General features: G+C 63.3%; 25 protein-coding genes. 7 read left to right on the plus strand and 18 right to left on the minus strand.

What is annotated here, in order from left to right:
- From FJW03_RS23970 to FJW03_RS23990, 5 genes are all read right to left on the minus strand, one after another.
- The gene (locus FJW03_RS23970) at positions 1 to 606 is read right to left on the minus strand and encodes a hypothetical protein (RefSeq protein WP_140612866.1); all 606 of its coding nucleotides are present in this window, start codon (positions 604 to 606) and stop codon (positions 1 to 3) included.
- A 131-nt stretch (positions 607 to 737) separates the two neighbouring features.
- Entirely contained in the window at positions 738 to 2117 is a 1380-nt protein-coding gene (locus FJW03_RS23975) for a sensor histidine kinase (RefSeq protein WP_140766784.1), read from the minus strand.
- A complete protein-coding gene (locus FJW03_RS23980) occupies positions 2114 to 2797 on the minus strand; it encodes a winged helix-turn-helix domain-containing protein (RefSeq protein WP_140612864.1) in 684 nt (227 codons plus the stop codon). Before FJW03_RS23980 ends, FJW03_RS23975 begins: the two co-directional genes overlap by 4 nt.
- 106 nt (positions 2798 to 2903) lie before the next feature.
- On the minus strand, positions 2904 to 3701 hold the full coding sequence (locus FJW03_RS23985) for a hypothetical protein (RefSeq protein ID WP_140766783.1): 798 nt from the start codon (positions 3699 to 3701) through the stop codon (positions 2904 to 2906).
- A gap of 27 nt (positions 3702 to 3728) precedes the next feature.
- Positions 3729 to 3986, minus strand: coding sequence for a hypothetical protein (locus FJW03_RS23990; RefSeq protein ID WP_140612862.1), 258 nt, complete (start codon positions 3984 to 3986; stop codon positions 3729 to 3731).
- 264 nt (positions 3987 to 4250) lie between these two features.
- Between FJW03_RS23990 and FJW03_RS23995 the strand changes: the two genes are divergently transcribed.
- Entirely contained in the window at positions 4251 to 4886 is a 636-nt protein-coding gene (locus FJW03_RS23995; RefSeq protein ID WP_140612861.1) for a methyltransferase family protein, read from the plus strand.
- A 151-nt stretch (positions 4887 to 5037) separates the two neighbouring features.
- Here the strand turns inward: FJW03_RS23995 and FJW03_RS24000 are convergent, their stop codons facing one another.
- Entirely contained in the window at positions 5038 to 5523 is a 486-nt protein-coding gene (locus FJW03_RS24000) for a hypothetical protein (RefSeq protein ID WP_140612860.1), read from the minus strand.
- A gap of 219 nt (positions 5524 to 5742) precedes the next feature.
- Between FJW03_RS24000 and FJW03_RS24005 the strand changes: the two genes are divergently transcribed.
- Positions 5743 to 6108, plus strand: a complete 366-nt coding sequence (locus FJW03_RS24005; protein WP_140612859.1) for a RidA family protein — start codon at positions 5743 to 5745, stop codon at positions 6106 to 6108.
- 32 nt (positions 6109 to 6140) lie between these two features.
- A complete protein-coding gene (locus FJW03_RS24010; RefSeq protein ID WP_140766782.1) occupies positions 6141 to 7376 on the plus strand; it encodes an amidohydrolase/deacetylase family metallohydrolase in 1236 nt (411 codons plus the stop codon).
- 53 nt (positions 7377 to 7429) lie between these two features.
- Here FJW03_RS24010 and FJW03_RS24015 read toward each other — a convergent pair whose 3' ends face one another.
- The 3 genes from FJW03_RS24015 to FJW03_RS24025 all read right to left on the minus strand — a co-directional run bounded on the left by FJW03_RS24015 (position 7430) and on the right by FJW03_RS24025 (position 11050).
- Positions 7430 to 8011: a CatB-related O-acetyltransferase gene (locus FJW03_RS24015; protein WP_140612857.1), complete on the minus strand. Its 582-nt coding sequence runs from the start codon at positions 8009 to 8011 to the stop codon at positions 7430 to 7432.
- A 107-nt stretch (positions 8012 to 8118) separates the two neighbouring features.
- Complete coding sequence (locus tag FJW03_RS24020) at positions 8119 to 9915, minus strand: NAD(P)/FAD-dependent oxidoreductase (protein ID WP_140766781.1); 1797 nt, start codon at positions 9913 to 9915, stop codon at positions 8119 to 8121.
- A 202-nt stretch (positions 9916 to 10117) separates the two neighbouring features.
- Positions 10118 to 11050: a MurR/RpiR family transcriptional regulator gene (locus FJW03_RS24025; RefSeq protein WP_140766797.1), complete on the minus strand. Its 933-nt coding sequence runs from the start codon at positions 11048 to 11050 to the stop codon at positions 10118 to 10120.
- A gap of 186 nt (positions 11051 to 11236) precedes the next feature.
- Here FJW03_RS24025 and FJW03_RS24030 point away from each other — a divergent pair, with 186 nt between their 5' ends.
- The 3 genes from FJW03_RS24030 to holA all read left to right on the plus strand — a co-directional run bounded on the left by FJW03_RS24030 (position 11237) and on the right by holA (position 12939).
- Positions 11237 to 11491: a GNAT family N-acetyltransferase gene (locus FJW03_RS24030; protein WP_226890452.1), complete on the plus strand. Its 255-nt coding sequence runs from the start codon at positions 11237 to 11239 to the stop codon at positions 11489 to 11491.
- On the plus strand, positions 11461 to 11643 hold the full coding sequence (locus FJW03_RS24035) for a hypothetical protein (RefSeq protein WP_226890453.1): 183 nt from the start codon (positions 11461 to 11463) through the stop codon (positions 11641 to 11643). The genes FJW03_RS24030 and FJW03_RS24035 overlap by 31 nt, the downstream gene beginning before the upstream one ends.
- 252 nt (positions 11644 to 11895) lie before the next feature.
- Positions 11896 to 12939 carry a DNA polymerase III subunit delta gene (gene holA / locus FJW03_RS24040; protein WP_140766780.1) on the plus strand — a complete coding sequence of 348 codons (1044 nt, stop codon included), beginning with the start codon at positions 11896 to 11898 and terminating at the stop codon, positions 12937 to 12939.
- 269 nt (positions 12940 to 13208) lie between these two features.
- On the opposite strand, the gene FJW03_RS24045 is transcribed toward holA, so the two are convergent.
- From FJW03_RS24045 to mnmE, 5 genes are all read right to left on the minus strand, one after another.
- On the minus strand, positions 13209 to 14096 hold the full coding sequence (locus FJW03_RS24045; protein WP_140766779.1) for a ParB/RepB/Spo0J family partition protein: 888 nt from the start codon (positions 14094 to 14096) through the stop codon (positions 13209 to 13211).
- Positions 14097 to 14172: 76 nt separating this feature from the next.
- A complete protein-coding gene (locus FJW03_RS24050; RefSeq protein WP_140766778.1) occupies positions 14173 to 14973 on the minus strand; it encodes a ParA family protein in 801 nt (266 codons plus the stop codon).
- A gap of 56 nt (positions 14974 to 15029) precedes the next feature.
- The gene (rsmG, locus tag FJW03_RS24055; protein ID WP_413466515.1) at positions 15030 to 15653 is read right to left on the minus strand and encodes a 16S rRNA (guanine(527)-N(7))-methyltransferase RsmG; all 624 of its coding nucleotides are present in this window, start codon (positions 15651 to 15653) and stop codon (positions 15030 to 15032) included.
- 5 nt (positions 15654 to 15658) lie between these two features.
- A complete protein-coding gene (gene mnmG / locus FJW03_RS24060; RefSeq protein WP_140766776.1) occupies positions 15659 to 17530 on the minus strand; it encodes a tRNA uridine-5-carboxymethylaminomethyl(34) synthesis enzyme MnmG in 1872 nt (623 codons plus the stop codon).
- A gap of 167 nt (positions 17531 to 17697) precedes the next feature.
- Positions 17698 to 19029, minus strand: a complete 1332-nt coding sequence (gene mnmE, locus FJW03_RS24065) for a tRNA uridine-5-carboxymethylaminomethyl(34) synthesis GTPase MnmE (protein WP_140766775.1) — start codon at positions 19027 to 19029, stop codon at positions 17698 to 17700.
- Positions 19030 to 19112: 83 nt separating this feature from the next.
- Here mnmE and FJW03_RS24070 point away from each other — a divergent pair, with 83 nt between their 5' ends.
- A complete protein-coding gene (locus tag FJW03_RS24070; RefSeq protein WP_140766774.1) occupies positions 19113 to 21131 on the plus strand; it encodes a thioredoxin domain-containing protein in 2019 nt (672 codons plus the stop codon).
- 33 nt (positions 21132 to 21164) lie between these two features.
- Here the strand turns inward: FJW03_RS24070 and FJW03_RS24075 are convergent, their stop codons facing one another.
- From FJW03_RS24075 to hemE, 4 genes are all read right to left on the minus strand, one after another.
- The gene (locus FJW03_RS24075; RefSeq protein WP_140766773.1) at positions 21165 to 22097 is read right to left on the minus strand and encodes a DMT family transporter; all 933 of its coding nucleotides are present in this window, start codon (positions 22095 to 22097) and stop codon (positions 21165 to 21167) included.
- 216 nt (positions 22098 to 22313) lie between these two features.
- A complete protein-coding gene (gene rho, locus FJW03_RS24080) occupies positions 22314 to 23579 on the minus strand; it encodes a transcription termination factor Rho (protein WP_140697565.1) in 1266 nt (421 codons plus the stop codon).
- A gap of 160 nt (positions 23580 to 23739) precedes the next feature.
- The gene (gene hemJ, locus FJW03_RS24085) at positions 23740 to 24285 is read right to left on the minus strand and encodes a protoporphyrinogen oxidase HemJ (protein ID WP_140766772.1); all 546 of its coding nucleotides are present in this window, start codon (positions 24283 to 24285) and stop codon (positions 23740 to 23742) included.
- Positions 24285 to 25316 carry a uroporphyrinogen decarboxylase gene (hemE, locus tag FJW03_RS24090; protein ID WP_140766771.1) on the minus strand — a complete coding sequence of 344 codons (1032 nt, stop codon included), beginning with the start codon at positions 25314 to 25316 and terminating at the stop codon, positions 24285 to 24287. The genes hemJ and hemE overlap by 1 nt, the downstream gene beginning before the upstream one ends.
- Between the last annotated feature and the right edge of the window lie 173 nt (positions 25317 to 25489).

Consider the following 25489-nt stretch of genomic DNA (forward strand, 5'->3'; position numbering starts at 1 on the left):
TCATTTCCACCGGAACGAGCTGGACATCAGCTGCCACTGATCGACATTGTCGGCGCCCTTGGGCGCGTAGAGTTCGAGCACGACGAGCTTGCCGTCCTTGAAATAGAGATAACGCTCGTTCTCGAGGCGAACCTGCCGGTTGGTTACCGCGTTCGGTTCGGAGTTCGAGGTGTAGACAATGCGGATCGCGGCCCCGGCCGGCAGCTTGACCTGTTTGACGGCGCTCACCCGCACAGCGCGCCCGGCGGCCTCGAGCTTGACGACATCGTTCGCCTTGACGCTGTCGACGGTCGGCGCGGTATCCGCCTTGGAAACCGAGACGACGACGCCATCCAGCTTGTCGACGAAGCTGGCGCCGTCGGCACGATCCGACCGTGCCCAACCCTCCGGCACCTTCAGGGTGAACCCTTCTGGTGAAGTATAGTCGATGAAGACCTGCGTATCGGGGATGTCGCCCGGAGGGTTCTTCTCCGGTTGGACGGGTTTCTCGGCAGCCGAGGCCGGCAGGCAGCCAAGCACCGGAGCCAGGACAGCTGTCGTTCCCAGGCATGCTGTGAAGGCGAGAACCGGCAGGACGCCGATGGTTTTCCGAAAATGGGTTCTCATTTTCCGCAGCCTTTCGATGGAAGGTGAAGTCCATCCAGTATGGCGCTGCAAGCTTACGGGCGGGTCGCCGGTCTCATACGCTTTTGTAAGCTATCGGCGCGTCGGCAAGCTTTCGGCTTCGGCTTCCGGCTCTATGGCGCCGGCGATTTTACCAGCGGAAAGCTCACCACCACGGCGAGCCCGGGCCGGCAGTCCTCCAACGTAATGGATGCGCCGTGCAGATCGGCAATGGCCCTGACAAGGCTCAGCCCAAGGCCGCTGCCCGGCGTCGAGCGGCTGTGGTCCAGCCGGTACAGCCGCTGAAACACCCTTTCGCGTTCGCCCATCGGAATGCCGGGCCCGTTGTCGGCGACGCTGGCAAGAACACGATCGCCCTGACGCGTCACCGACAGTTTGATGGTCGTGCCGGACGGGCAATGGCGAAGCGCGTTCTCCACCAGATTGGCGAACATCTGCGTCAACAGTTCGCGGTCGCCATGGATTCGGTCCGCGGCCTCCTTCAGTTGCCTGGATGACAGCACCTTGCCGTCGTCCTCGGCGACATCGGTATAGATCTCCGCTATGATTTGCAGGATCTCGTCGAGGTCGACATCGGTGAAGCGCGCCTTGCGCGCGCCGGCCTCGATCTGTGCGATCCGCAACAGCGCGTCGAATGTCTCGTTGATCTGATGGCCCTCGGCCCGCGCATCGGCGAGATCGTCCGATACATCCTGATCCTGCGCTGCCTTGTCGGCGGCGCCTTCCAGGATCATCTGCAGGCGATTGAGCGGTGTCTTCAGATCGTGCGCGATGTTGGTGCTGACCTGTTTCATGCCGTCAACCAGGCTCGACAGCCGGTCGAGCGCCGCATTGACCTGGCTGGAGACGATGTCGATGTCGTCGCCATTGCCGGTCAGCGGAATGCGTGTATCCAGCCGGCCATGCGAGACATCGACCATGGTGGCGGCAATGCCGTCGAGACGGCGCTGGACGCGCGAGGCGAGCAGCGCGCCGCCGGCGACCGCCAGCCCGGTGATGATCAGGGTTGCCCAGCCGAAGCTCATCAGCATGATCGTTTCCAGTTCGTCCGTCTCGGACAGGCTGAATGCGATCGTCAGGGTGTTGCCGCTGACCGAGCCGGAATAGGCGCGGTATTCGGTATCCGGAGGAATGCCGGGCATTTCGGCGCCGAACAACGAAAAGCCATCGGGAAGACCCGCCGCGGTGAAATTGCCGGCCAGACGGTTGCCGGCCGCGTCGGTCAGCGAAAAAAGCTGTTCCTTCTTCGGGTTGCGCAAGGAGTGGCTTTCAACCGTCTCGATCAATTCCTTGAGATCGCTGTCGGAATAGGTCGCGGCGACGACGGAATAGGTTTCCTTGATGCTCTCGTCGAGCTGTTCGGCAAGATCGGCGCTCATCATCTGGTAGACGATGGCGCCCGACAGCACGAAAGCCAGCATGAACAGGAAGGCGAATGTCAGGGCGAGCCGGAACGGCGTGCTGCGCGGCAGGCGGGCCCATCCTTCCATCATGGCGCGAGCGGTGCGTGCAGGCTGTAGCCGGTGTTACGGACTGTGTGGATCAGCTGGGTTTCGAACGGCTTGTCGATCTTGGCCCGCAGCCGGCTGATATGGGTTTCGACGACGCTGGTCTTGGGGTCGAAGTGAAAGTCCCAGACGCGTTCCAGAAGCATTGTGCGGGTGATCACGCGGCCCTCGCCGCGCATCAGCACTTCCAGCAGGCTGAACTCGCGTGGCTGCAGATCGATCGGCTGGCCTTGCCGCGTGACGCGGCGCATGATGAGGTCCATTTCGAGATCGCCAACCCGCAGAACCGTCTTCTGTTCCTGCGCCGCCGGCCGCCGGCCAAGCGCATTGATGCGGGCAAGCAGCTCGGAAAAGGCGAAGGGCTTGACCAGATAATCGTCGCCGCCCGCCTCCAGGCCCTCGACGCGGTCGTCGACGCCGCCGACGGAGGTGAGAAAGATAGCCGGCGTGCGCACGCCGGCGGCACGGACCGCCTTGACCATCGACAGGCCGTCGAGACCTGGGATCATGCGATCGGCTATGATCACGTCATAGGCGCCGCTGGTCGCGGCGAAAAGCGCGTCATGTCCGTTGCGCAGAAGGTCGCAGACATGGCCGGCCTCTGTCAGCCCCCTGACGATGTAATCGGCGGTCCTTTGATCGTCCTCGACGAGAAGAAGTCGCATCGCTGTCCCGGTTGAATGCCGATACCGCGAACAGGCTATCACCGGCGCGGGTTCGTTCCTAGGATGGCCGTGACGCCTGCCAGGCGCGGCACGCGCCCGCGCGGGTTTATTCCGACTCCAGCAGGATCTCGTCCAGCTCATCGGCCTTCTTCCTGAGCGTCATGTAGAGGACAAGGGCGACGATGCAGCCGAGGAAGATCAGGCTGGTGAAGGTGGTGCCGAAGCCAAGGCCGCCATATTCGACCGGCTGCGACAGCAGATCGCCGAAGGAGGCGCCAAGCGGCCGCGTCAGGATATAGGCCAGCCAGAAGGCCAGGATGGCGTCCAGAACAAACAGGTAATAGGCGAGCGCGATGAGCGCGATCACGCCGCCGAACAGCAGGCCCGTGGTCAGATAGCCCATGTCGAAGCTCTCGGCGACCAGGTCGCCCGCAGCGGTGCCGAGCGAGAAGGTGAAGAGGATCGCCAGCCAGTAGAAGACCTCGCGTCTGGTCGTGAAGATGGTGTGGATCGAAAGCGTCCGTTCGCTCGCGTACCAGACCGCGAAGGTCGCCACGAGCACCACGCTGAACGCAATCGTCGTGGTCTGCAGCCGCACGCCGAAATTGTCGACGAGGTTGTCGGTGATCAGCGTGCCGACGACGCTGATCAGCACCACCGCCAGCCAGTAGGCCCAGGGCACGTAACGTTTCTGGGCGAATTGGAGGACAAGGGCGACGATCAGGACACCGGTCATGATCAACGACGTGACGGTCAGCCCGAGCCCGAGGTTGACGGTGAGATAGTCGGCCGCCGTTTCGCCCATGGTCACCGCCATCAGCTTGATCAGCCAGAAATCGACAGTGACCTCGGGGACCCTGTTCTGGCTCGGTGCGGCGATGTTTTGCGTGTTGGAAGAAAGCATGGCGACCGTCCTGATGGTTCGCGAAAATTACTTGCCCATGACTTTCATGGCCTGGGCGAAGAAGTCGTCGGCGCGCTTGTCGTCGTCCGCGTTGCAGCGTTCGATGCCCTTGGTCTCCAGTTCCGAGACCTTGTTCTTGTCCGCGTCGCCAAGCTTTGCCGTCGCCTCCGCCGCGCGCAGCGCCTTCAGCGTCTCTTCGCAAGGCGCCGTGGCCGCGAAAACGGAGGAGACCGGACCGGAAACGGCGACGATGCCCAGTGCGATGGCGAGCGCGTATCTTCTCATGAGATGTTTTCCTGTCTGGTGCCGGTTGCCCGGCTGTCGGTTGATTATGGCTCGCAGGAGGAGCAAGCCGGCATCTCGACAGTAGGGACGCGAATTCACGCTCGCCTGTCCGCCGCCATACAATTTCGTAAGAATGGGCGCCGATCGGCCAAAAGGCCTTTACGAAACCCTCGAGGTGCGCTGATAGAAGGCCACTGCCTTGCATCCGCCATCAATGGCGTGCCCTAGTGCTCCCGGGCCTGTCAGCGCCCAAGGAAAACACCGATGACCTACGCGCCCCTCAAGCCGGTTTCCGATGCCTTTGTCCAGCGCAAGCGACTGATCTTCGTGCGGGTCGCGGCGGTATTCGCCGTGCTGCTTCTGTTTTTCGCCAAGCCAGCCTTGAGCGAGGGTTCGAGCGGCCATGAGACGCTCGAGCATCTTGGCCTCAGCCTGGTGCTCGTCTGTATCGTCGGGCGGCTGTGGAGCATCCTCTATGTCGGAGGCAAGAAGAACCAGGAACTGGTCTCGACCGGACCGTTTTCGATGACCCAGAACCCGCTCTATTTCTTTTCGACAGTGGGCGCGGTCGGCATCGGGTTGATCTATGGCTCCCTGATGGCGGCGCTGCTGCTGGGCGCCGCCTCCTTCTTCATCTTTCGCGTCACCGCTCGCAAGGAAGCCGGATTCCTGCTGGGCAAGTTCGGGCCGGCCTATAGCGCCTATATCGAGGCGACGCCCCGGTTCTGGCCGAACCCGCTGCTCTACCGCGACCATGACGAGCTGCAGTTCTCGACGCGCGCGCTCAAGCGCACCTTCCTCGACGGGCTTTATTTCCTCGCCATCTTCCCGGTCATCGAGCTGATCGAATATTTCCGGGAGACGGGCCTGCTGTTCCCGGCCTTCGTCACGCTCTACTGACATCCGCGCCCGCCCAGCAATCATCAGGAAAATCGTTTCAGGTCGTGCGGCGCTTCGACCAGTGCGGTTCAGCGCCAGGATCGTTGGCTGCTTCAAGCCCCTGTGTTCATGCAATTCCGGACGAAGCCGCGATGCGCGGTCCAGGAATACGCTATGCTCCCAGCGGATAAGGCATGTAGCCGACGAAGCCCGCGATCTTCCAGCTTCCGCCGACCTTCCTGCAGAAATACAGCGTCTGCCATTTCAGCCTGTCGACGCCGCCATCCGCCTTGGCGACGGAGCCGTCGAACTTCTTGTGCAGCACGGCGCGGTCGCCATCGACATCGATGTCGCGCAGATTGGTGACACGGAACAGCGCCTCGCGCAGCGGTTCCGCGAACTTGGTCGCCGCCGTCTCCTTGGCCTGGCGCAGCCACTCGTCGCGATAGACTTCCAGCCTCGGGAACTGCAGCCGCCAGGCGTCGGCATTGGCGAGGAAATGCGCGTGCATGCCGAAAAAGCTTTCAGCGACGAAATCATTCTCCACCATCGACCAGTCCTGGCCGATGAAGGCGTCGATATCGCGCCGCACCAGCATCTCCCACAGCGCGTGGCGGTCGGCGTCGCCCGATGGAAACGGGTTCTTGTCGAAGGTCATTGTCGGGTTCTCCGGTCTCGCAAAGGCATCTGTTCGTCGCGGCTTTTCGGCTGTCCGGCAAGCGCCCACGATGCAAGCGCTTCTGTAATAAAGCAACACGGATTTCGAAGAATGTTGCTTTCCAACAAGCCCCTCTATCGGGATCGCCCCGATCGGGGTAAATCTGCGCCAAGCGGGCGCCGTCCTGGCGCCGCGTCGCGTCATTCGGAGGAGCATCCCTTGCCCAAGCAGACTTTTGGAACATCCCATGTGCCGCTGTCGCCCGCCGTGCGGGCCGGCGATTTCGTCTATGTCTCGGGCCAGGTCCCGGTCGGCGGCGATGGCATCGTGGTGAAAGGCGGCATTACCGAACAGACCGAGCAGGTGCTCGCCAATGTGAAGGCCGCGCTCGCCTTGGCCGGCTGCACCCTGGACGATGTGGTCAAAACCACCGTCTGGCTCGAGGACGCGCGCGATTTCGGCGCCTTCAATGCCGTCTATGCCAGGCACTTTCCCAAGAACCCGCCGGCCCGCACCACGGTCGAATCGCGGCTGATGATCGATATCAAGATCGAGGTCGAGGCGGTCGCCTACCGGCCGGTCTGACAAAAAGCCCTGAAGAAGCGGAGGTTCTCCCAATGCAATTCGACCTCCTGCTGAAGGGCGGACGGCTAATCGATCCGGCATCCGGGCTCGACGCGCCACGCGATGTCGCCATCGCCAATGGCCGTGTCGCGGCGCTCGCCCCTGACATCCCGGCGGACCGCGCCAATCAGGTCGTCGATGCAACGGGGTGCATCGTCGCGCCAGGCCTGATCGACCTGCACAGCCACGTCTATTGGGGCGGCACCTCGCTCGGCGTCGATGCCGACCGGCTTGCCGCCAAGAGCGGCACCACCACCTTCATCGATGCGGGCAGCGCAGGCGCCGGCAATTTCCTTGGCTTCCGCCGCCACGTCATGGAGCGCTCGAAGGTGCGCATCCTGGCCTATGTCAACATTTCCTTTGCCGGCATCTTCGGCTTCTCGCAGACGGTGTCGGTCGGCGAGTGCAGCGATCTCAGGCTGTGCGAACCGCGCGAGGTGGTCGCGGCGGTGCGTGAGCACGCCGACGTCGTCGTCGGCGTCAAGGTCCGTTCCGGCAAGCATGCCGGCGGCAACAGCGGCATCGCGCCGGTCGATCTTGCGCTGGAGGCCGCCGACAAGGCCGGCCTGCCGCTGATGGCGCATATCGACGAGCCGCCGCCCGGGCGCTCGGAAGTGCTGCCGCGCCTGCGCCGGGGCGATATCCTCACCCATTGCTTCCGGCCGTTCCCCAACGCGCCGGTCTTTGCTTCCGGCGCGGTGCGGCCCGATATGCGGCTGGCGCGCGAGCGCGGCGTCATCTTCGATCTGGGCCATGGCATGGGCTCGTTCGACTTCGACGTCGCCCGCGCCATGCTCGCCGAAGGGCTGGCGCCCGACGTCATCTCGAGCGACGTGCATCTCTACTGCGTCGACGGCCCGGCCTTCGACATACTGGTCTGCATGTCGAAGCTGATCGCGCTCGGCATGCCGCTGGTCGAGGTGCTGCGCGCCGCGACGCAGGCCCCGGCGCGGGCGATCGCGCGGCCCGATCTCGGCACGCTGGCTGTCGGCGCTGTCGGCGACGTCGCCGTGCTTCGCCAGCGGTCGGGCCGCTTCACTTTCGTCGACGCTGTCGGCGCCTCGTTGGTCGCCGACCAGCGGCTGGTGTCGGAAGGCATCGTCATCGGCGGCACCTGGTGGCCGAACGAGGCGGTGAACGACCTCGGCGAGACCGAGCGTTTCGAGGCGCATGCGCATCACACCCATGTCGAAGTCGCGGCCCGGCACTTCGGACATCGGCACGAGTGAGCCTTGCCAGCGAGGTCGGGGCTCTGTCAGCGGTCAGGCGACTGTCGGGGCAGTCATGCCAAGCCGAGCGTGTTCAGGAAACTCGCGGCATCCATCGTCGTCAAAAGCTCGATACGCGTGCGGATCAGGTCATCGCTCCAGTCCCACCATTTCAACGATTGCAGGCGCTCGATGACATCGGGCGCGAACCGGTAGCGCATGACACGAGCCGGATTGCCGACCGCGATGGCATAGGGCGGAATCTCTCTGGTGACGATGCTGCCGGCACCGATCACCGCTCCATTGCCGATCGTGACGCCGCTGAGAATGACACTGCGGGCACCGATCCAGACGTCATGGCCGACCGTAATCGGACCCTTGCCGACGGTTCCATTTCCGTTGCGGATCTTCCCGTCCACGGATTGGATCGGATAGGTGGTCGCGCTGTCGAGGCGGTGTTCAGCCGCGCAGATAAAGAGAACATCCGGGCCGATCGAACAGAACGATCCTATCCGCACCGGCACGGTTTCACGCGGAACGAAGAACGATTTCTTGCTGAGGCCGTAAGTATGACGCCCGATCTCGACACCTGGCAGTGGCGGCAACGGGTCCTTTTTCAGTCCAAGCTTGATGCGAAGCCCTCTTAGAAATCCCATCGGCGTCCTCCCCCGAGTCGCCGGGCACTATAGCGGGAATCCTCACGGCATCTGAAACCTTCGCGGACGATTTTTCGTCCGGGCTGGCCTGGTGGCCCCAGCTTCTTTCAATTCCGGCGTGAGGAATTGCTCGGCGGCCCATAAACCGGCGTGGCGATGCCTTCCATGCGCGCCTTGATCTGCAGCGCCACATATTTCGAATAGAAGCGCGACAGCGCCAGGTTACCGCCATGGAACCATAGCGCTTCCTGTGCCGTCGGCTTCCACATGTTGCGCAATTCGCCTTGCCACGGGCCGGGGTCGCCCTTGACGCCGGAGCCAAGGCCCCAGCAGGGACCGACCTTGTCGGCTACCTCGCGCGAGACGAGCGCGGCCACGTTCTCGTTCATCGACTGGTAGCCGGTGCAAGCGATTATGGCGTCAGCCTCGAGTTCGGTGCCGTCCTCGAACAGGACGCCCTTCGGCGTCAGCGACTTGATCGCCACGCCGCTGCGGATGCCGATCTTGCCGTCGATGATCAGATCCGAGGCTCCGACGTCGATGTAGTAGCCGGAGCCGGTGCGGTAGGCCTTCATCAGCAGGCCGGTCTCGTCGTCGCCGAAATCGATGGCGAAGCCGGAAGCGCTGAGGCGCTCGTAGAAGCCTGCGTCGCGCGCCCGGATGACATCGTAGAGCGCGCGTTGCTCCTGGGGTACCAGCGCGAACGGCGTCGAGGCGACGATCATGTCGGCCTTCTCGGTGGTGATGCCGCGCGCCAGCGCGTCTTCCGAGAAGATTTCGAAGCCTACTTCCATAAGCGTGTCCGACTTGACCACGGTGGTCGGCGAGCGCTGGATCATGGTGGCCTCGGCGCCGCTTTCCCAGAGGTCGACGCAGACGTCATGCCCGGAGCTTGCCGCGCCGATGACCGCGACCTTCCTGCCACGGAATTTCTCGCCGCTCGAATACTGGCTGGAATGCAGCAACTCGCCCTTGAACTGGTCCGCGCCGGCCAGGTCGATCTTTCGCGGCGGCCCGTAGGCGCCGGTGGCGAAGACGATGTGCTTCGGCTTCAGCGTGACCTGCCTGCCGACGCGATCGACCACTACCGTCCAGACCTTCTCCGCCTCGTCATAGCTCGCGCTGAGACACTTGGTGGCGGCCCAGTAATTGAGCTCCATGACGCGCGTGTACATTTCCAGCCAGTCGCCCATCTTGTCCTTGGGCGTGAAGACGGGCCAGTTATCGGGAAACGGAATGTAGGGCAGATGGTCGTACCAGACCGGATCGTGCAGCACGAGCGTGCGGTAGCGGTTGCGCCAGGAATCGCCTGGCTTCGCGTTCTTCTCGATGACGATGGTCGGCACGCCGAGCTGCCTGAGACGCGCGCCGAGCATGATGCCGCCCTGGCCGCCGCCGATGACCAGGCAATAGGGCTGCTCGGAGGCGCCGAGTTCGCGCGTCTCGCGCGCCCGCGCCTCCGACCAGGTCTCGCGCTCAGGGTCGGCCTTGTGACGCACGCCCAGCGGCCGCGCCGCGCCCTTGCGCTCCTCGAAGCCTTTCAGATCCGTCATGGCGGTGAACAATGTCCGGCAGCGCCCGTCGCGAAGGCGCATGATGCCTTGTCCCGAGGCGACCGCGGTCTCGAATGTGAACCAGGCTTCGATCGTGCCTTCGTCCGAGGTCGCCTCGCCGCTGAGCTGCCATGCGGTGGGCTTCGTCGTCGCCAGCGTCGCCTTGAGCATATCGCCGATGGCCTCGCGGCCTTCCATGGTCTTCACATTCCAGGTGAAGGTCAGAAGATCGCGCCAGTAGCAATCGTCGACGAACAGATTGCCGGCCGCCGCCACGTCGCCGGCGTCAAGCGTCTGCGCAAAGGAGCCGAGCCATGCGGCGGCCTGTTTCGTTGGTGCCATTTCGAGCATGTCTTCCCTCTTCCTCCAATGCGCCCCATGCAGGGGCGGTAAATTGTCGAACCCGGCGTTGCCCCTCATCCGCCTGCCGGCACCTTCTCCCCGTGAGAACGGGGAGAAGGGACTTGGCCGCGACGCCGGCGATCCCCTCCCCCGTCCTTTACGGGGAGAGGGTAAGAGTGAGGGGCAGCGCTGACGCGGCATAAACTGGCCGTCAATCCCCCAGCGGCTCCATCTCCTTGCCGGTGCGGTGGATCTGGGCGTTGTACTTGATGCGGCGCACCGTCTCGCGCGCCGGGCCGTCGAGCTTATAAGCCGAGGCCACCGCCAAGAGGTCGATCATCGCCAAGAAGGCGAAGCGCGATGCGGTCGGCTTCAGCGTGTCGGGATATTCGGGCACGGCAACCGTCAGCCTGACATCGCAGGCACGCGCAAGCTCGGTGTCGGGCGCGGTCACGGCGATGGCGTTGGCGCGGTAGTGCTTGGCGAGTTCGACCGCCTCGATCACCTCGCGCGTGCGCCCGGTCGCCGAAATGGCGATCACCAGATCGCCGGGCTTCAGCGTCGAGGCGGTCATGCGCATCAGATAGGGGTCGCATCGAGCGCTGATCGATATGCCGTAGCGAAACAGCCGGTATTGCGTTTCCTGCGCCAGCGCCGAGGAACTGCCGCCGAGGCCGAAGACGGTAACCTGGCGCGCCTTGGCAATGAGTTCGGCTGCCTTCTGCAGCTGCGCCGGGTCGAGTTGGCGCTCGGCCTCCTGCAGGGCCCGGCGTGCTTCGCCGAACACGGCGTTCCAGAACGGCATGCCGTTGTCGCCGCTGGTCGCCGGCGGCTTGGCCAGATAAAGCGCGCCGACGACAAGGCTCTGCGCCAGCTTCAGCTTGAAATCGCGCACGCCCTCGCAGCCAATGGCACGGCAGAACCGGGTGACCGTCGGTTCGCTGACCCCGGCGCGCTGGGCAAGGGCCGCATTGGAGGCGTCGACGGCGTATTTGACGTCGTCCAACACGACATCGGCGACGCGGCGCTCGGCCGGGCGCAGCTCGGCATAGGAATCCTTGACCAGCGAGATGATGTCAGGGATGCGCCGGAGGTCGCGCCCTTCCAGATCGCTGCTCACTTCCTGGCTGTCAGCTTCGGTCATCAAGTCGGTCTTCCCTGTCTTTTCGACCTCACCTCTTACCATGTTTGCACGCTGTCGTTCCATGCGCCTGGCCATGGGTGCAACCGGTGCTCCGGGCAGGCCGGGCTGAATTTTCGCCCGGCCGAGGAGGCCGACATACCGTTTCTGTCGCGGCTCTACGCCTCGACCCGCGTCGAAGAACTCGCCGTGACGGATTGGAGCGAGGCGCAGAAGGCTGCCTTCCTCGACATGCAGTTCCAGGCCCAGCGCGCCCACTATATCAGGCACCATCCCGAGGCAGAGTGGCTGGTGGTGAACCGCGTCGGGCAGGATATAGGGCGTCTCTATATCGAACGCTGGCCGAGCCAGCATCGCATCATCGACATCGCTTTCCTGCCGGCATACCGCCGCAACGGCTATGGTTCGCCCTGTTGCGCGACCTGGTCAAGGAGGCATGGTTAGCCGGCAAATCAGCCTCGATCCATGTCGAAAAGAACAATCCGGCGCGGCAGCTCTATGTCAGGCTCGGCTTCACGGTCGTCGAAGACAAGGGCGTCTACGACCTGATGGCCTGCGCGCCCCCGGTGGCACCGAATCAGCCAAGGCTGAAGTAGGACGCGGCTAAACGCCGGTGAACCGATGCAGCAAAATCCGCCTCGACGTCGTCCCTATGCATGTCGCCCAAAAGTGGCCTCGGTTTTGGGAGAACGACATGCCGTGAAAGCAAAGACCTAAATCCTTTCGACACGACGTGCTTTGGCCTTGCCGTCAGGCCTCCCCAAGGAGCGAAGAGGGCGAGGAGGCGCCCTGCCAAATCTCGAACTACCATTGTTCACCCCTGGCTCCAGCCATGCTAACCACCTTTCATGGCACAGAAGAAAGCTTTCGAGGTCGATTCCTGGCTGTCGCGGCCCGATCCGCGCACCTCGATCGTCCTGCTCTATGGTCCTGATCGGGGGCTCGTTTCCGAGCGGGCGAAAGCCTTTGCCGAAAAGACCGGGCTGCCGCTGGATGATCCGTTCTCCGTGGTCCGGCTCGAGGGCTCGGAGGTCGACCGCGACGAGGGCCGGCTGCTCGACGAAGCGCGCACCGTGCCGATGTTTTCCGACCGGCGGCTGCTGTGGGTGCGCAACGCCACCGGCCAGAAGGCGCTGGCCGACGACGTCAAGGCGTTGACAGCGGAGCCCGCGCGGGACGCCATCATCCTGATCGAGGCCGGCGATCTCAAGAAGGGCGTTGGCCTGCGCGCCGTGGTCGAAGGTGCCGACAACGCCATGGCGCTGCCCTGCTACGCCGACGAGGCCCGCGACATCGACACCGTCATCGACGACGAGCTGCGCAAGGCCGGCATGTCGATGACGCTGGAGGCAAGGCAGGCGCTGCGCCGCAATCTCGGCGGCGACCGGCTGGCCTCGCGTGGCGAGATCGAGAAGCTCGTCCTCTACGCTCACGGCCAGAAGGAGATCGGACTGGACGAGGTCAAGGCGATGTCCGGCGATGTGTCCGGCGCCTCGTTCGACGACGCCGTGGATGCGCTTCTCGAAGGCAAGATCGGCGACTTCGACACCGCTTTCACCCGCCACTGCCAGTCCGGCGGCCCGCCTTTTCTCGTTCTGTCCTCCGCCATGCGGCAATTGCAGCAGATCCAGGTCATGCGCGGCCAGATGGAATCGAGCGGCCGCAACGCGGCCTCGGTCGTTGCCGGCGCGCGTCCGCCGGTTTTCTTCTCGCGACGCAAGCTGGTGGAGAAGGCGCTGGAGCGCTGGAGCAGCGAAGCGCTTGGCCGCGCGCTGACCCGGCTGCAGACGGCCGTGCTGCAGACACGGCGCAGACCAGACCTCTCCGTCGCACTGGCAAGACAGGCTCTGCTGGGGATAGCGGTTGAGAGCGCGAGGCTGGCACAGCGGTAGTTAGCTGTGGGCGGATAGCCAACTCATTGCCCTGCCGGGCATTTCTCCCCGTATAGCGACGGGGAGAAAGGGCAGTTGCAGCCTTGGCGCTTGTTCCGAAACGCAGACGATTGGCGAAAACATCGGCGAAGACCTCCCTCTCCCCGTCTCTATGCGGGGAGAGGATGCCGGCAGGCAGGTGAGGGGCAGCGCCAACGTTCGGCAAGTACGGGCATGAAAACAACCGATAGGGAAAAAAGAGCCAAGCGATTCGCAAAGTTCGCCGGCTATCAGTCTCGCTTCAACCTGCGGCAAACCTCGTCCAGTTGCTCAAGGCTGCGATAGGCGACCCGAAGCAGGCCGCCGCCTTTGCCCTTGTGGTCGACGGTCACGATCATGCCGAGCGTGTCGGTCAGCAGCTTTTCGAGCGCCAGCGTATCCGCGTCTTTCTGTTCCGGCGTGGCCGCGGGCCGAGCTTCTTTCGCGGCGCTGCCGGCCGGCATCTGCGCCAGCGCCTCGGCCTGGCGCACGGAAAGCCCCTCCTCGATGATGCGCTTGGCGAGACCGGCCGGATCCTCCGCCGTGACCAGCGTGCGGGCATGGCCAGCCGACAGCGCGCCGTCGATCAGCATGTCGCGGATCACGTCAGGCAATTTCAGCAGACGCAGCGTGTTGGCGACGTGGCTGCGGCTCTTGCCGATCACCTGGCCGAGATCGGCCTGTGTATAGCCATGGTCGTCGATCAGCTGCTGGTAGCCCTGCGCTTCCTCGACCGCGTTGAGGTCGGCACGCTGGACGTTCTCTATGATCGCCAGTTCGAGCGCGGTGCGGTCATTGACATCGCGAATGATGACCGGGATTTCGGTCAGCCCGGCGCGCTGTGCCGCCCGCCAGCGGCGCTCGCCGGCGATGATCTCGTAGCGGCCGGCCTGTGTCGGCGATGGCCGCGCGACGACCGGCTGCACGACGCCATGTTCGCGGATCGACTGAGCCAGATCGGTAAGTTCGGCGTCACCAAAATGCCGGCGTGGATTCTTCGGGTTGGGACTGAGAAACTCGATCGGCACCTTGCCATCGGCGCTCATGCCGGGCTTTTCCGGCGCCGCCGGGCGATCGATCTCGCCGATCAGCGCTGCCAGTCCCCGCCCCAATCTTTTTCTCGAAAGGTCTTCGCTCATCTTTATTCCAGGCTTCAGATGGTTGTCTTTAGATCGTTTCGGTATCGAATCGGCTGTTGATTATGCGCAGGAACCATCAAGCGGCGCGCAATTTGCGCTCGCGGCGGATGACCTCGGAGGCCAATTGCAGGTAGGCCTGGCTGCCCGAGCATTTCAGATCGTACAGAATCGCCGGCTTGCCATAGGACGGCGCCTCAGACACCCGCACATTGCGCGGAATGATGGTCTCGTAGACCTTGTCGCCCATGTGCTCCCGGACGTCCTGCACCACCTGGTTGGCCAGATTGTTGCGTCCGTCATACATGGTCAGCACGATGCCCTGGATGGTGAGCTCCGGATTAATCGAGCGGCGCACCTGCTCGACCGTTTCCAGCAGCTGGCTGAGGCCTTCAAGCGCGAAGAACTCGCATTGCAGCGGCACCAGCACCGAATCGGCGGCCGCCATCGAATTGAGCGTGAGCAGATTGAGCGAGGGCGGGCAGTCGATCAGCACATAGCCGAAATTGGCCGATCGCTCGGCCGCGGCGCGCAAGGCGTTGCGCAGTCGCAGCACCCGATCCGGCGCCGAGGCGATTTCCATTTCGATGCCGAGCAGATCGAGCGTCGACGGCACGATCGACAGGCCTGGCACGGCGGTCGGAACCGCCGCGGCTTCGAGATTCAGCTCGCCCGTCAGCACGTCATAGGACGAGACCGTGCGGTCCTTGCGGTCGATGCCGAGACCGGTGCTGGCGTTGCCTTGCGGATCGAGATCGACGATCAGCACTTTTTCGCCGATGGCCGCCAGCGCCGTGGCCAGATTGATGGCGGTGGTCGTCTTGCCGACGCCGCCCTTCTGGTTGGCTACGGTGATGATTCGAGGGCCATTCTTCATCATGGGTCTATGCCAGAAATTCATTTTTGGGTCGCCAAAATAGCCCGACAAGGCCAAGATCAGACAGGTCGCAGGTCGGACAGGTCAAGGATGACGCCATAGGGATCGGTCACACTGGGATGTTCTACCAGATCGAAGGACCATCGGTTAACGCTTTCTTGCACTTCCGCGCGATAATCCCTGCCTTTGTGGAATAGCCCGCGCGCGCCCGACGTCAGCCAAGGCGCCGACAGGTCCAGCAACACCGAGAGCGAGGCCAAGGCCCGCGCCGTGACGATTTGCGGCGTCGAAACAAGTGCATGGCTGTCTTCGATGCGCCGCGCCACGACCCGTGCCGGCAGGTTGAACTGGCCGATGACGGTCTGCAGGAACGACGCCTTCTTGCGGTTGCTTTCCACCAGATCGATGCTCGCCCCATCGCGCTCGGCGAGCAGGAAGGCCAGGACCAGGCCCGGAAATCCGCCGCCGGAACCGATATCCACCCAACGCGTGGCACTAGGCTCTATGCGTCCAAGCTGTGCGCTGTCGAGGATGTGGCGTTGCCAGACATCGCCCGAGGTCGACTGCGCCACGAGATTGATGCTGCGGTTCCATTTCTGGAACATCTGCTCGAACGCCATCAGGCGATCGAATGTTTCACGTGAAACCGGGCCGGCCGCGTCCTGCAGGCTCTTCCAGGACATAGGGCTCACGCAACATTCCTCTGGGCGCTCTCTTGGTGGCGGACATGCGCGACAATGATCGCCAATGCGGCTGGTGTCATGCCCTCCATGCGCTGCGCGTCAGCGATGGAGCGCGGCCGCCGCGCCTGCATCTTCTGCTTCAACTCATTGGACAGGCCAGGTACGCCGGCGAAATCGACGCTTTCCGGGATCAGCCGGCTCTCCTCTTGCCGGATCTGGGCGACGTCGGTCTTCTGACGGTCGAGGTAAACAGAATATTTCGCCTCCGTTTCAAGGCGCTCTGCCGTCTTGGCATCAATAGCCGCAAAGCGTGGGTCAATCATCGCCAGCCAGGCAACGTCGACGCCAGGATAGGCCAGCAGCTCATAGCCCGACCGGCGAACGCCATCGCGATTGATCTCCAGTCCGTGACGCGCCGCCTCATTGGGCGTCATCGTCAGCGCGGTAGCCAGTTCCCGCGCTTCGTCGAGTCGCCGCATGACCTGGCCATAGCGCTGCATACGTCGCGCGGAAGCGACCCCCAGCCTGTTCGCCAGCGGCGTCAACCGCTCGTCCGCATTGTCCGCGCGCAGCGACAGCCGGAATTCGGCGCGCGAGGTGAACATCCGGTACGGTTCGCTGATGCCACGGCTGGTCAGGTCGTCGACCATCACGCCGATATAGGCCTCGGTGCGGCTGAGCACGACCTGCTCGCCGCCCGACGCCCGGCGCGCCGCGTTGATGCCGGCCAGCAAGCCCTGCCCGGCCGCCTCCTCATAACCGGTCGTGCCGTTGATCTGCCCGGCGAGGAAGAGCCCGGCGACGCGCTTGGTCTCGAGTGTCTGATGCAGCTCGCGCGGATCGACATGATCATACTCGATCGCATAGCCGGGTTGCAGCATCACAGCCCGCTCCAGGCCCGAAATGGTCTTCAGAATATCGAGCTGGACATCTTCGGGCAGCGAGGTCGAGATCCCGTTCGGATAGACAGTGTGATCGTCCAAGCCTTCCGGCTCGAGAAAGATCTGATGCCCATCCCGGTCGCCGAACTTGACGATCTTGTCCTCTATCGACGGGCAGTAACGTGGCCCGACGCCTTCGATCGAGCCGGAATACATGGCGGAGCGGCCAAGATTGACACGAATCAACTCGTGGGTGGCGGCGGTCGTGCGCGTGATGCCGCAATCGATCTGCGGCGTCGAGATATGATCGGTCATCAGAGAGAACGGCACCGGACCCTCGTCGGCCGCCTGGCGTTCGAGCGACGCCCAGTCGATGGTCCGCCCGTCCAGCCGCGGCGGCGTGCCAGTCTTCAAGCGGCCGAGTTGAAACCCGGTGCGGGACATCGTCGCCGACAGGCCAAGGCTCGCCTGCTCGTTCATGCGGCCGGCGACAATCTTCTTCTCGCCGATATGAATGAGGCCGCGCAGGAAAGTTCCGGTCGTGAGCACCACCGCGCCGCAAGCAAGCCTGCGGCCATCGGCCAGCAGGATGGCTGCGATTCGCCCGTCAACGATTTCGAAGTCCAGCACCTCGGCCTCGACCACGTCGAGATCGTTCTGTTGCCGAATCGCTTCCTGCATCGCCAAGCGATAGAGCTTCCTGTCGGCTTGCGTGCGCGGACCGCGCACCGCTGGGCCCTTGCGGCGGTTGAGCAGGCGGAACTGGATGCCCGCGGCGTCCGCCACGCGGCCCATCAGGCCGTCCATGGCGTCGATCTCGCGCACCAGATGCCCTTTGCCAAGCCCGCCGATCGCCGGGTTGCACGACATCACGCCGATCGTCTCGAAGCGCAACGTCACCAGCGCGGTCCTGGCGCCGGCACGAGCGGCGGCGCTTGCAGCCTCGCAACCCGCATGGCCGCCGCCCACCACAACCACATCATAGTGATCGGTCATTTCCAAATCCTGGACTCGAAAGAGATAGAGGACACATGTCCCCGCGGGGCGAAGCTGTCAAGAAAACTTCGCGGCAAGTTTCACGTGAAACAGAGCGGCAGGGTCCGGCAACGCCGTTTCACGTGAATCCTTAAGCGTCTTCGCGCTCGGTGCGTGTTTCACGTGAGTCATTTCCCAATGCAGAACTGCGCGAAGATCACATCCAGCATGTCCTCGACATCAATGGCGCCGACAATTCGGCCGAGCCGATCCGCCGCCAGCCGCAATTCCTCCGCACGCAGTTCCTGGCCTATGGCACGGCCGTCGGTCGCCCGAAGCAGATGGCGGTTCGCTTCGCCAAGCAATTCGACGTGGCGCAGACGGGACGGCAAGATATCACCAAGGTTGCCGGCCGCCTCCGCCGCGCGCTGACCGATCTCCGCGAGCAGCGCGTCCACGCCCGCCCCATTCAGGATCGAAATAACGAGATCATAATGACGGCTCGCTGCCACTGCCGCCTGCTCGTCGAGCAGATCGAGCTTGGTCCCGACCCGCAGCACCGGTACCGAACCGGGCAGAGAACCGACATCGCCGGGTTTCGCCACGTCCTCCAACAGCAACACGAGATCGGCGCGATCGGCCTTGGCTCGCGCTTTCTCGATACCGATCGCTTCGACCTTGCCTGCCGCCTCACGCAATCCCGCTGTGTCCGTCAATCGGATGCGCAACCCCCGGAGATCCAGCGCCACCTCGAGCAGATCCCGCGTCGTGCCAGGCTCATCCGTTACAATAGCTGCATCGCGCCGCGCCAAGGCGTTGAACAGACTCGACTTGCCGGCGTTCGGCGCGCCGAGGATCACAACCTCAAAGCCGTCGCGGATGATCTCGGCGGTGCGGAAACCGGCGATGTGGCGGGCGATCTCGCCGATCATCATCCTGACATCGGACCAGACCGTTTCCGAAACGGCACCGGGCACGTCGTCTTCGTCGGCAAAGTCGATCTCGGCCTCAATCATGGCGCGCGCATGGACAAGCCTGCGACGCCAGCCGAGATAGAGCTCACTCTGGACCCCCTCGGCATTCCGGAGGGCAAAGCGCCGCTGCGCTTCGGTCTCGGCGTTGACGAGATCCGCCAGCGCCTCGGTCTCGACCAGATCGACCTTGCCATTGAGAAAGGCGCGGCGCGTGAATTCGCCAGCTTCGGCATGCCTGACGCCCGCAAAACCGGTGACCGTCTCCAGCATCCTGGCCACCACCGCGCGCCCGCCATGGACATGAAATTCGGCGACATCCTCACCGTTGAAGCTGGCTGGGCCTGGGAAGAAGATGACCAACCCGCTGTCCAGCACCGTTCCATCCGGTGCCCTGAACGTGCGCAAGACCGCCACGCGGTCCTTAACCATGCCGCCGGCGATCGTTTCGACCACGAATCGAGTCTGCGGGCCGGAAATGCGGATGACGGCGACGCCGGCTGGAAGCCGGCCGCTCGACAGCGCAACGATCGAATCGGCTGAAATCATTTGCCCGTCCTGTTGAACCGCCCTAGCTTCCGCCACAGCTAACCAAGTTGCCGCCGAACTGCCATCGTTACCGAGTTGCCATTGTGACATTGCCCGCGCAAAACCTGCTTGCCGACGAAGCCAGCCCCTATTTGCAGCAACACAGCGGCAATCCGGTGCATTGGCGGGCCTGGTCGCCGGCTTCGCTCGAAGAGGCAAAAGCGCTGGACAGGCCTATCCTGCTCTCCGTCGGCTACGCCGCCTGCCACTGGTGCCATGTCATGGCCCATGAAAGCTTCGAGAACCACGACGTTGCCGCCGTCATGAACCGTCTGTTCGTCAATATCAAGGTGGACCGCGAGGAGCGGCCCGACATCGACCAGATCTACATGGCCGCGCTCTCCTCGATGGGCGAGCAGGGCGGTTGGCCGCTGACCATGTTCCTGACGCCAGACGGCAAGCCGTTCTGGGGCGGCACTTATTTTCCCCGGGAACCGCGCTATGGCCGCCCGGGCTTCATTCAGGTGATGGAGGCGGTGGACAAGGCCTGGCGCGAGAAAAGGGCCAGCCTGAACCAGAGCGCCGACGGCCTGACCACCCATGTCGAGGCGCGGCTCTCGGCGGCTCATGCCAAGGCGCTTCTCGATCGCGATACATTGTCCGACCTTGCCGGCCGCATCTCCGGCATGATCGACCGTGACCTTGGCGGCCTGCGCGGCGCGCCCAAATTCCCGAATGCGCCATTCATGCTCACGCTGTGGCTGTCGTGGCTGCGCGACGGCAATCCCACGCATCGCGACGACGTGCTCATCAGCCTGGAACAGATGCTGGGCGGCGGCATCTATGATCACATCGGCGGCGGGCTCAGCCGTTACTCGACCGACGCGGAATGGCTGGTGCCGCATTTCGAAAAGATGCTCTACGACAATGCCCAGCTCATCCGCTTCTGCAATTGGGCATACGCGGCGAGCGGCAACGACTTGTTCCGGACGCGAATCGAAGAGACCGTGGAGTGGCTGCTGCGCGAAATGCGCGTCGACGGCGGTGCCTTTGCCGCCAGCCTGGACGCCGACAGCGATGGCGAGGAAGGCCTTTTCTACACCTGGACCAGAGAGGAGATCGAAGCCATCCTCGGCGACGATTCTGGCTTGTTTTTCAAACACTTCACGCTCTCCAGCCCGCACGGTTGGGAAGGCAAGCCGGTTGTCCATCAAACCCGCGCCCAGCAAACCCAAAGCGTGGCCGCTCGCGAACGGCTGATACCGCTCAAGACAGAACTTCTCACCGCTCGCGAAGGTCGGGTTCGGCCAGGCCTCGACGCGAAAGCCCTGACCGACTGGAACGGCCTGATGATCGCGGCGCTCGCGGAGGCCGGCCGATCGCTGGCGCGACCCGACTGGATCGATGCGGCGGCCAAGGCCTTTGCCCATATCAGCGCCGCCAGCCGCGACGGCCGCCTGCCGCACTCCATGCTTGGCGTCAGAAAGCTGTTTCCTGCTTTGTCCAGCGACTATGCCGCCATGGCCAATGCGGCGATCTCGCTGTTCGAGGCGTCAGGCAATTGGCGCTATGTCGATCAGGCCAGCCGGTTCATCGAGCAGCTCGACCGCTGGCACGTCGATGCCGAGGGCACCGGCCACTACCTGACCGCTTCCGACAGCACGGACGTGCCGATCCGCATCAGGGGCGATGTCGACGAGGCCATTCCGTCAGCCACCAGCCAGATCATCGAAGCGCTGGTCCGGCTGGCTTCCGTTACCGGCGATCTCGAACTGCAGGAGAGAGCGTGGAAGATCGCCGAGCACGCCGCCGGCCGGGCGGCGCAGCAGGCCTATGGTCAGGCGGGCATCATCAATGCGTGTGCGCTCGCGATCGAGCCGTTGAAGTTGGTCGTGGTGGACAGGCTGGAGGATCCAACGCTCGTTACGGTTGCGAATCGACGTCCTGACCCGCGTCGCGTCGACATCATTGCGGCGATTGGTTCGGAAGCGAATCGACCCTTGCTGCCCGGCGGCATTTTCCCACCGACCAACAGGGCGGGCGCCTGGCTTTGTACGGGCCAGCTTTGCCTTCCCGCTGTAAGCGACCCGCAAGAGCTCGAGCATCTCCTGCGCCGCCAATAGGCAACTCCGGGAAAAGTGTGAGGCGGGTTTCCCTCAGGCGGCGTCCGCTTCCGCCGGCGCAGCCGAAGGCGATGTCCTGACTGATTTCGCATCCGGCCGCGGCTTGAACAGCAGATCCCTGGCCGCGATCACCGCGCCGACCGTGATGAGCACGCAGGCAAGCACCACGGACCAGTGGAACACGCCAAACCCGGCCAACAATAGCACGATCACCGAAAACAGCGGCGCGGCATAAGACAAGGCACCCAGGATCATGATGTCCCCGTGCTTGCAGCCATGGTCCCAGGCGTAGAAGCCGGCGCCGAGCGGGATCGTGCCAAGAACAAGCATCGCGGCCCACTGCATCGTCGTTTTGGGCCAGACCGTGATTTCCAGCGTCAGATGCAGCACCAGCGCAACCACGGCGGTGATGAAGCAGTAGCCGGCCACGACATCGGTCGGCACCTGGCCGAAGCGCCGCGACAGGACGGAATAGCCGGCCCAGATGAAGGCGCAGAACAAGGCAATGACATGACCCTTCATCACGCCATTCGCGAGACCGATGGTGCCGCCCTTGGTGATCACCACGATCGCCCCGGCAAGGCCAAGGACGACGCCGACAAGGTGGTGAGCCTTGAGCCTTTCGCCCGGCAGGAAGGCGGCGAAGACGACGATCAGCAAGGGCCAGAGATAGGCGATCAGGCTGACCTCGACGGGCGGTGCCGACTGAATCGCAAAGAAATAGGCGCAGTGATAGATGCACAATCCCGCAATCCCTGTCGCCCAGACCTTCCATGGCTGCCGCAGCGAACGGACCGCGTCTGGGCGGAAGGTCCAGCTACCCATTCCGACAAGCGCACCGAGAAAGAACGTCGCCGCCGCCAGCTGAAAGGGCGGTATCGGCCCCGCGGCCGTGGAAAGCAGCGCCAGAAACGACCAGGTCAGGATGGCTGAAAAGCCGACAAGCGTCGGGATGATCTTCTTCATGTCACTTCCAACCGCGCAGTGGTCAAAACAGCAAACCGGCTCGGGCAGGATCATGCCTCAACAAGACGCGGACCATCGCACAAGGCTGGCACCGTCCGCCGCCGCATACAGCCACGCGGTATCCGGAATGCGACCCATCTGGAGGCAACAAAAAACCCGATCCCGCTTGACCGGAATGGGGCCTGATGCGCGGTCCGGGAAATTCCCGATAGCCGGTTACGTGTTCATCGAATCGAAGAAGTCGGCATTGGTCTTGGTCTGCTTCAGCTTGTCGATCAGGAACTCGATCGCGTCGGTGGTGCCCATCGGCGCCAGGATACGGCGCAGCACGAAGATCTTCTGCAGGTCCGAACGCGCGACCAGAAGGTCTTCCTTGCGGGTACCGGACTTGAGGATGTCTATCGCCGGATAGATGCGCTTGTCGGCCACCTTGCGATCCAGCTGGATTTCGCAATTGCCGGTGCCCTTGAACTCCTCGAAAATGACTTCGTCCATACGGCTGCCGGTGTCGATCAGCGCCGTGGCGATGATGGTCAGCGAACCGCCTTCCTCGATGTTGCGCGCCGCTCCGAAGAAGCGCTTCGGCCGCTGCAACGCGTTGGCGTCGACGCCGCCGGTCAGCACCTTGCCGGAGGACGGCACGACGGTGTTGTAGGCGCGGCCGAGGCGGGTGATGGAATCGAGCAGGATGACGACGTCGCGGCCATGCTCGACCAGGCGCTTGGCCTTCTCGATGACCATTTCGGCGACCTGCACGTGGCGCACCGCCGGCTCGTCGAAGGTCGAGGAGATGACTTCGCCTTTGACCGAGCGCTGCATGTCGGTCACCTCTTCCGGGCGCTCATCGATCAGAAGCACGATCAGATAACACTCCGGATGGTTGGCGGTGATGGAGTGCGCGATGTTCTGCAAAAGCACCGTCTTGCCGGTGCGCGGCTGCGCGTTGATCAAGGCGCGCTGCCCTTTGCCGATCGGCGCCACCAGATCGATCACCCGAGACGATATGTCCTTGGTGGCCGGGATCTCGACCTCCATCTTCAGCCGCGAGGTCGGATAGAGCGGCGTCAGATTGTCGAAATGGATCTTGTGGCGAATCTTTTCGGGATCGTCGAAATTGATCGTGTTGACCTTGAGCAGCGCGAAATAGCGCTCGCCCTCTTTCGGGCTGCGGATCGGCCCTTCGACCGTATCGCCGGTCTTCAGCGAAAAGCGGCGGATCTGCGACGGCGAGATGTAGATGTCGTCGGGACCTGGAAGATAGTTGGCATTGGCGGAGCGCAGGAAACCGAAACCATCCTGCAGCACCTCGACCACACCTTCGCCGATGATCTCGACGTCCTGTGCTGCCAGCTTCTTCAGGATCGCGAACATCAGCTCCTGCTTGCGCATGACGCTGGCGTTCTCGACCTCGAGCGATTCGGCATAGGCGATCAGCTCTGGCGGTTTCTTGTTCTTGAACTCGGTAAGTTTCATTTCTTGCATAGACGGACTCTGGGTGAGCTTTGGGAAAATATCGGCGGGATGCGACAAATGCCGGGCGCGGCCGAAAACAATGAGGGGCGGCGCATGACGGGAAGGAAGACCCGTCTTTTATCGTCGGTCTGGTGAAAGAGCAAGCCGCGTTTTACGGACCTGACAGGCCTCAGAAAGGCTTGACGACAACCAGGATCACAATTGCCACCATCAGCAATGTGGGGATCTCGTTGACGATCCGCCAGTGCCGCGCCGGCTTTTCATTGCGATCCTCGGCGAATTTGCGCACCGCGCCGGCGAGATAGCCGTGAACCGCGGACAACAGGAGCACCGCCGCGATCTTGGCGTGCAGCCAGCCGCCCTGGAAACCAAAGCCTTTCCAGGCGAGCCAGAGGCCGAACATCCAGGTGAGGATCATTGCCGGATTGATGATGCCGCGCAGCAGACGCCGCTCCATTACCTTGAAGGTCTCCGATTGCACCGAGCCCTTTTCGGCATCGGCATGATAGACCAGCAAGCGCGGCAGATAGAGCATGCCGGCCATCCACGAAATGACGGCAAGGATATGGATCGCCTTTGCCCAGGGATAGAAACTGTCAGGCGCGACCAAAAGCAACAGTGCGGTGAGCACAACAAGCGCCGCGATACCGACGACCATGCGCATCATTGCCGAACCGGTGCTGTTCGTGTTTCCGGTGCTGTCCGACCGAGCCATCAGCGTGTCGCGCTCCTCACCTGTTTCACCATCGCCTCGACATGCGCGACCGGAGTCTCCGGCGTGATGCCATGGCCGAGATTGAAGATCAGCGGGCCTTCGCCCAACGTCTTCAGGATAGCCTCGACGCCATAGGCAAGCGCCTGGCCGCCGGCCACCAGCCGCAACGGATCGAGATTGCCCTGGACGGCGCCCGAACGCTGCAAGTCCTTCGCGGTCTCCAGCGGCACCGTCCAATCGATCCCCAGGCCGGTTACGCCGGTCTTCTCCCGATAGGTCTGGTAGCGCGCACCGGCGCCCTTGGGAAAACCGATGATCGGCACATCGGGATGGACAGCCCTGACCTGCCGGACGATCTCGGCCATCGGCTGAACGCAGAACCGTTCAAAAGAGGCATCGTCGAGCACGCCGGACCAGGAATCGAATATCTGCACCACGTCAGCGCCGGCCTTGATCTGACGGATCAGGTAGGCCGCCGAATGATCGGCGAGCACCTTCAGCAATTGTTGAAAGGCGACCGGTTCGCGATAGGCGAACAGCCGCGCCGGCGCCTGGTCCGACGTACCGTGGCCGGCAATCATATAGGTCGCTACCGTCCATGGCGCGCCGCAGAAGCCGATCAGGGTCGTCTCGTCGGGCAGTTTCGCCCGCAGCCGACGAACCGTCTCGTAGACTGGTTCGAGATTCACGTGAAACATGCTGCTCTCCAAAGCCGCAATCTCGTCGGCCGAGATCGGCGTCAGCAGCGGGCCCCGCCCCTCTTCGAAGCGAACATCGCGGCCAAGCGCGTGCGGGACGACTAGGATGTCGGAGAACAGGATCGAGGCGTCGAAGCCGAAGCGCTCGATCGGCTGCAGCGTCACTTCGACGGCAAGGTCGGGATCGTAACAGAGGTCAAGGAACGAGCCGGCACGTCGGCGCGTTTCACGATACTCCGGCAGATAGCGCCCGGCCTGGCGCATCATCCAGAGCGGAGGAGGAAAATGAGCCTTGCCCTTCAGGACATCCAGCATGATCCGGTTCTGGGGCATCGAGCGCTCGCTTCTCCAAGCCTCTTTCTAATCAAATATTCTTATATCTAAGATTCTTCTGATTCTAAGAGTCTGTTGGTTGTGGTGGTTGTCACCTGTCCCGCTTCATCAAGCAAAAAGCCAGCAAGCATATTGTCGCGCGCTTCTTTCTCCCGAATGCAGGGTTCTGGGGA

The organism is Mesorhizobium sp. B4-1-4 (genome assembly GCF_006439395.2).
GTDB lineage: Bacteria > Pseudomonadota > Alphaproteobacteria > Rhizobiales > Rhizobiaceae > Mesorhizobium.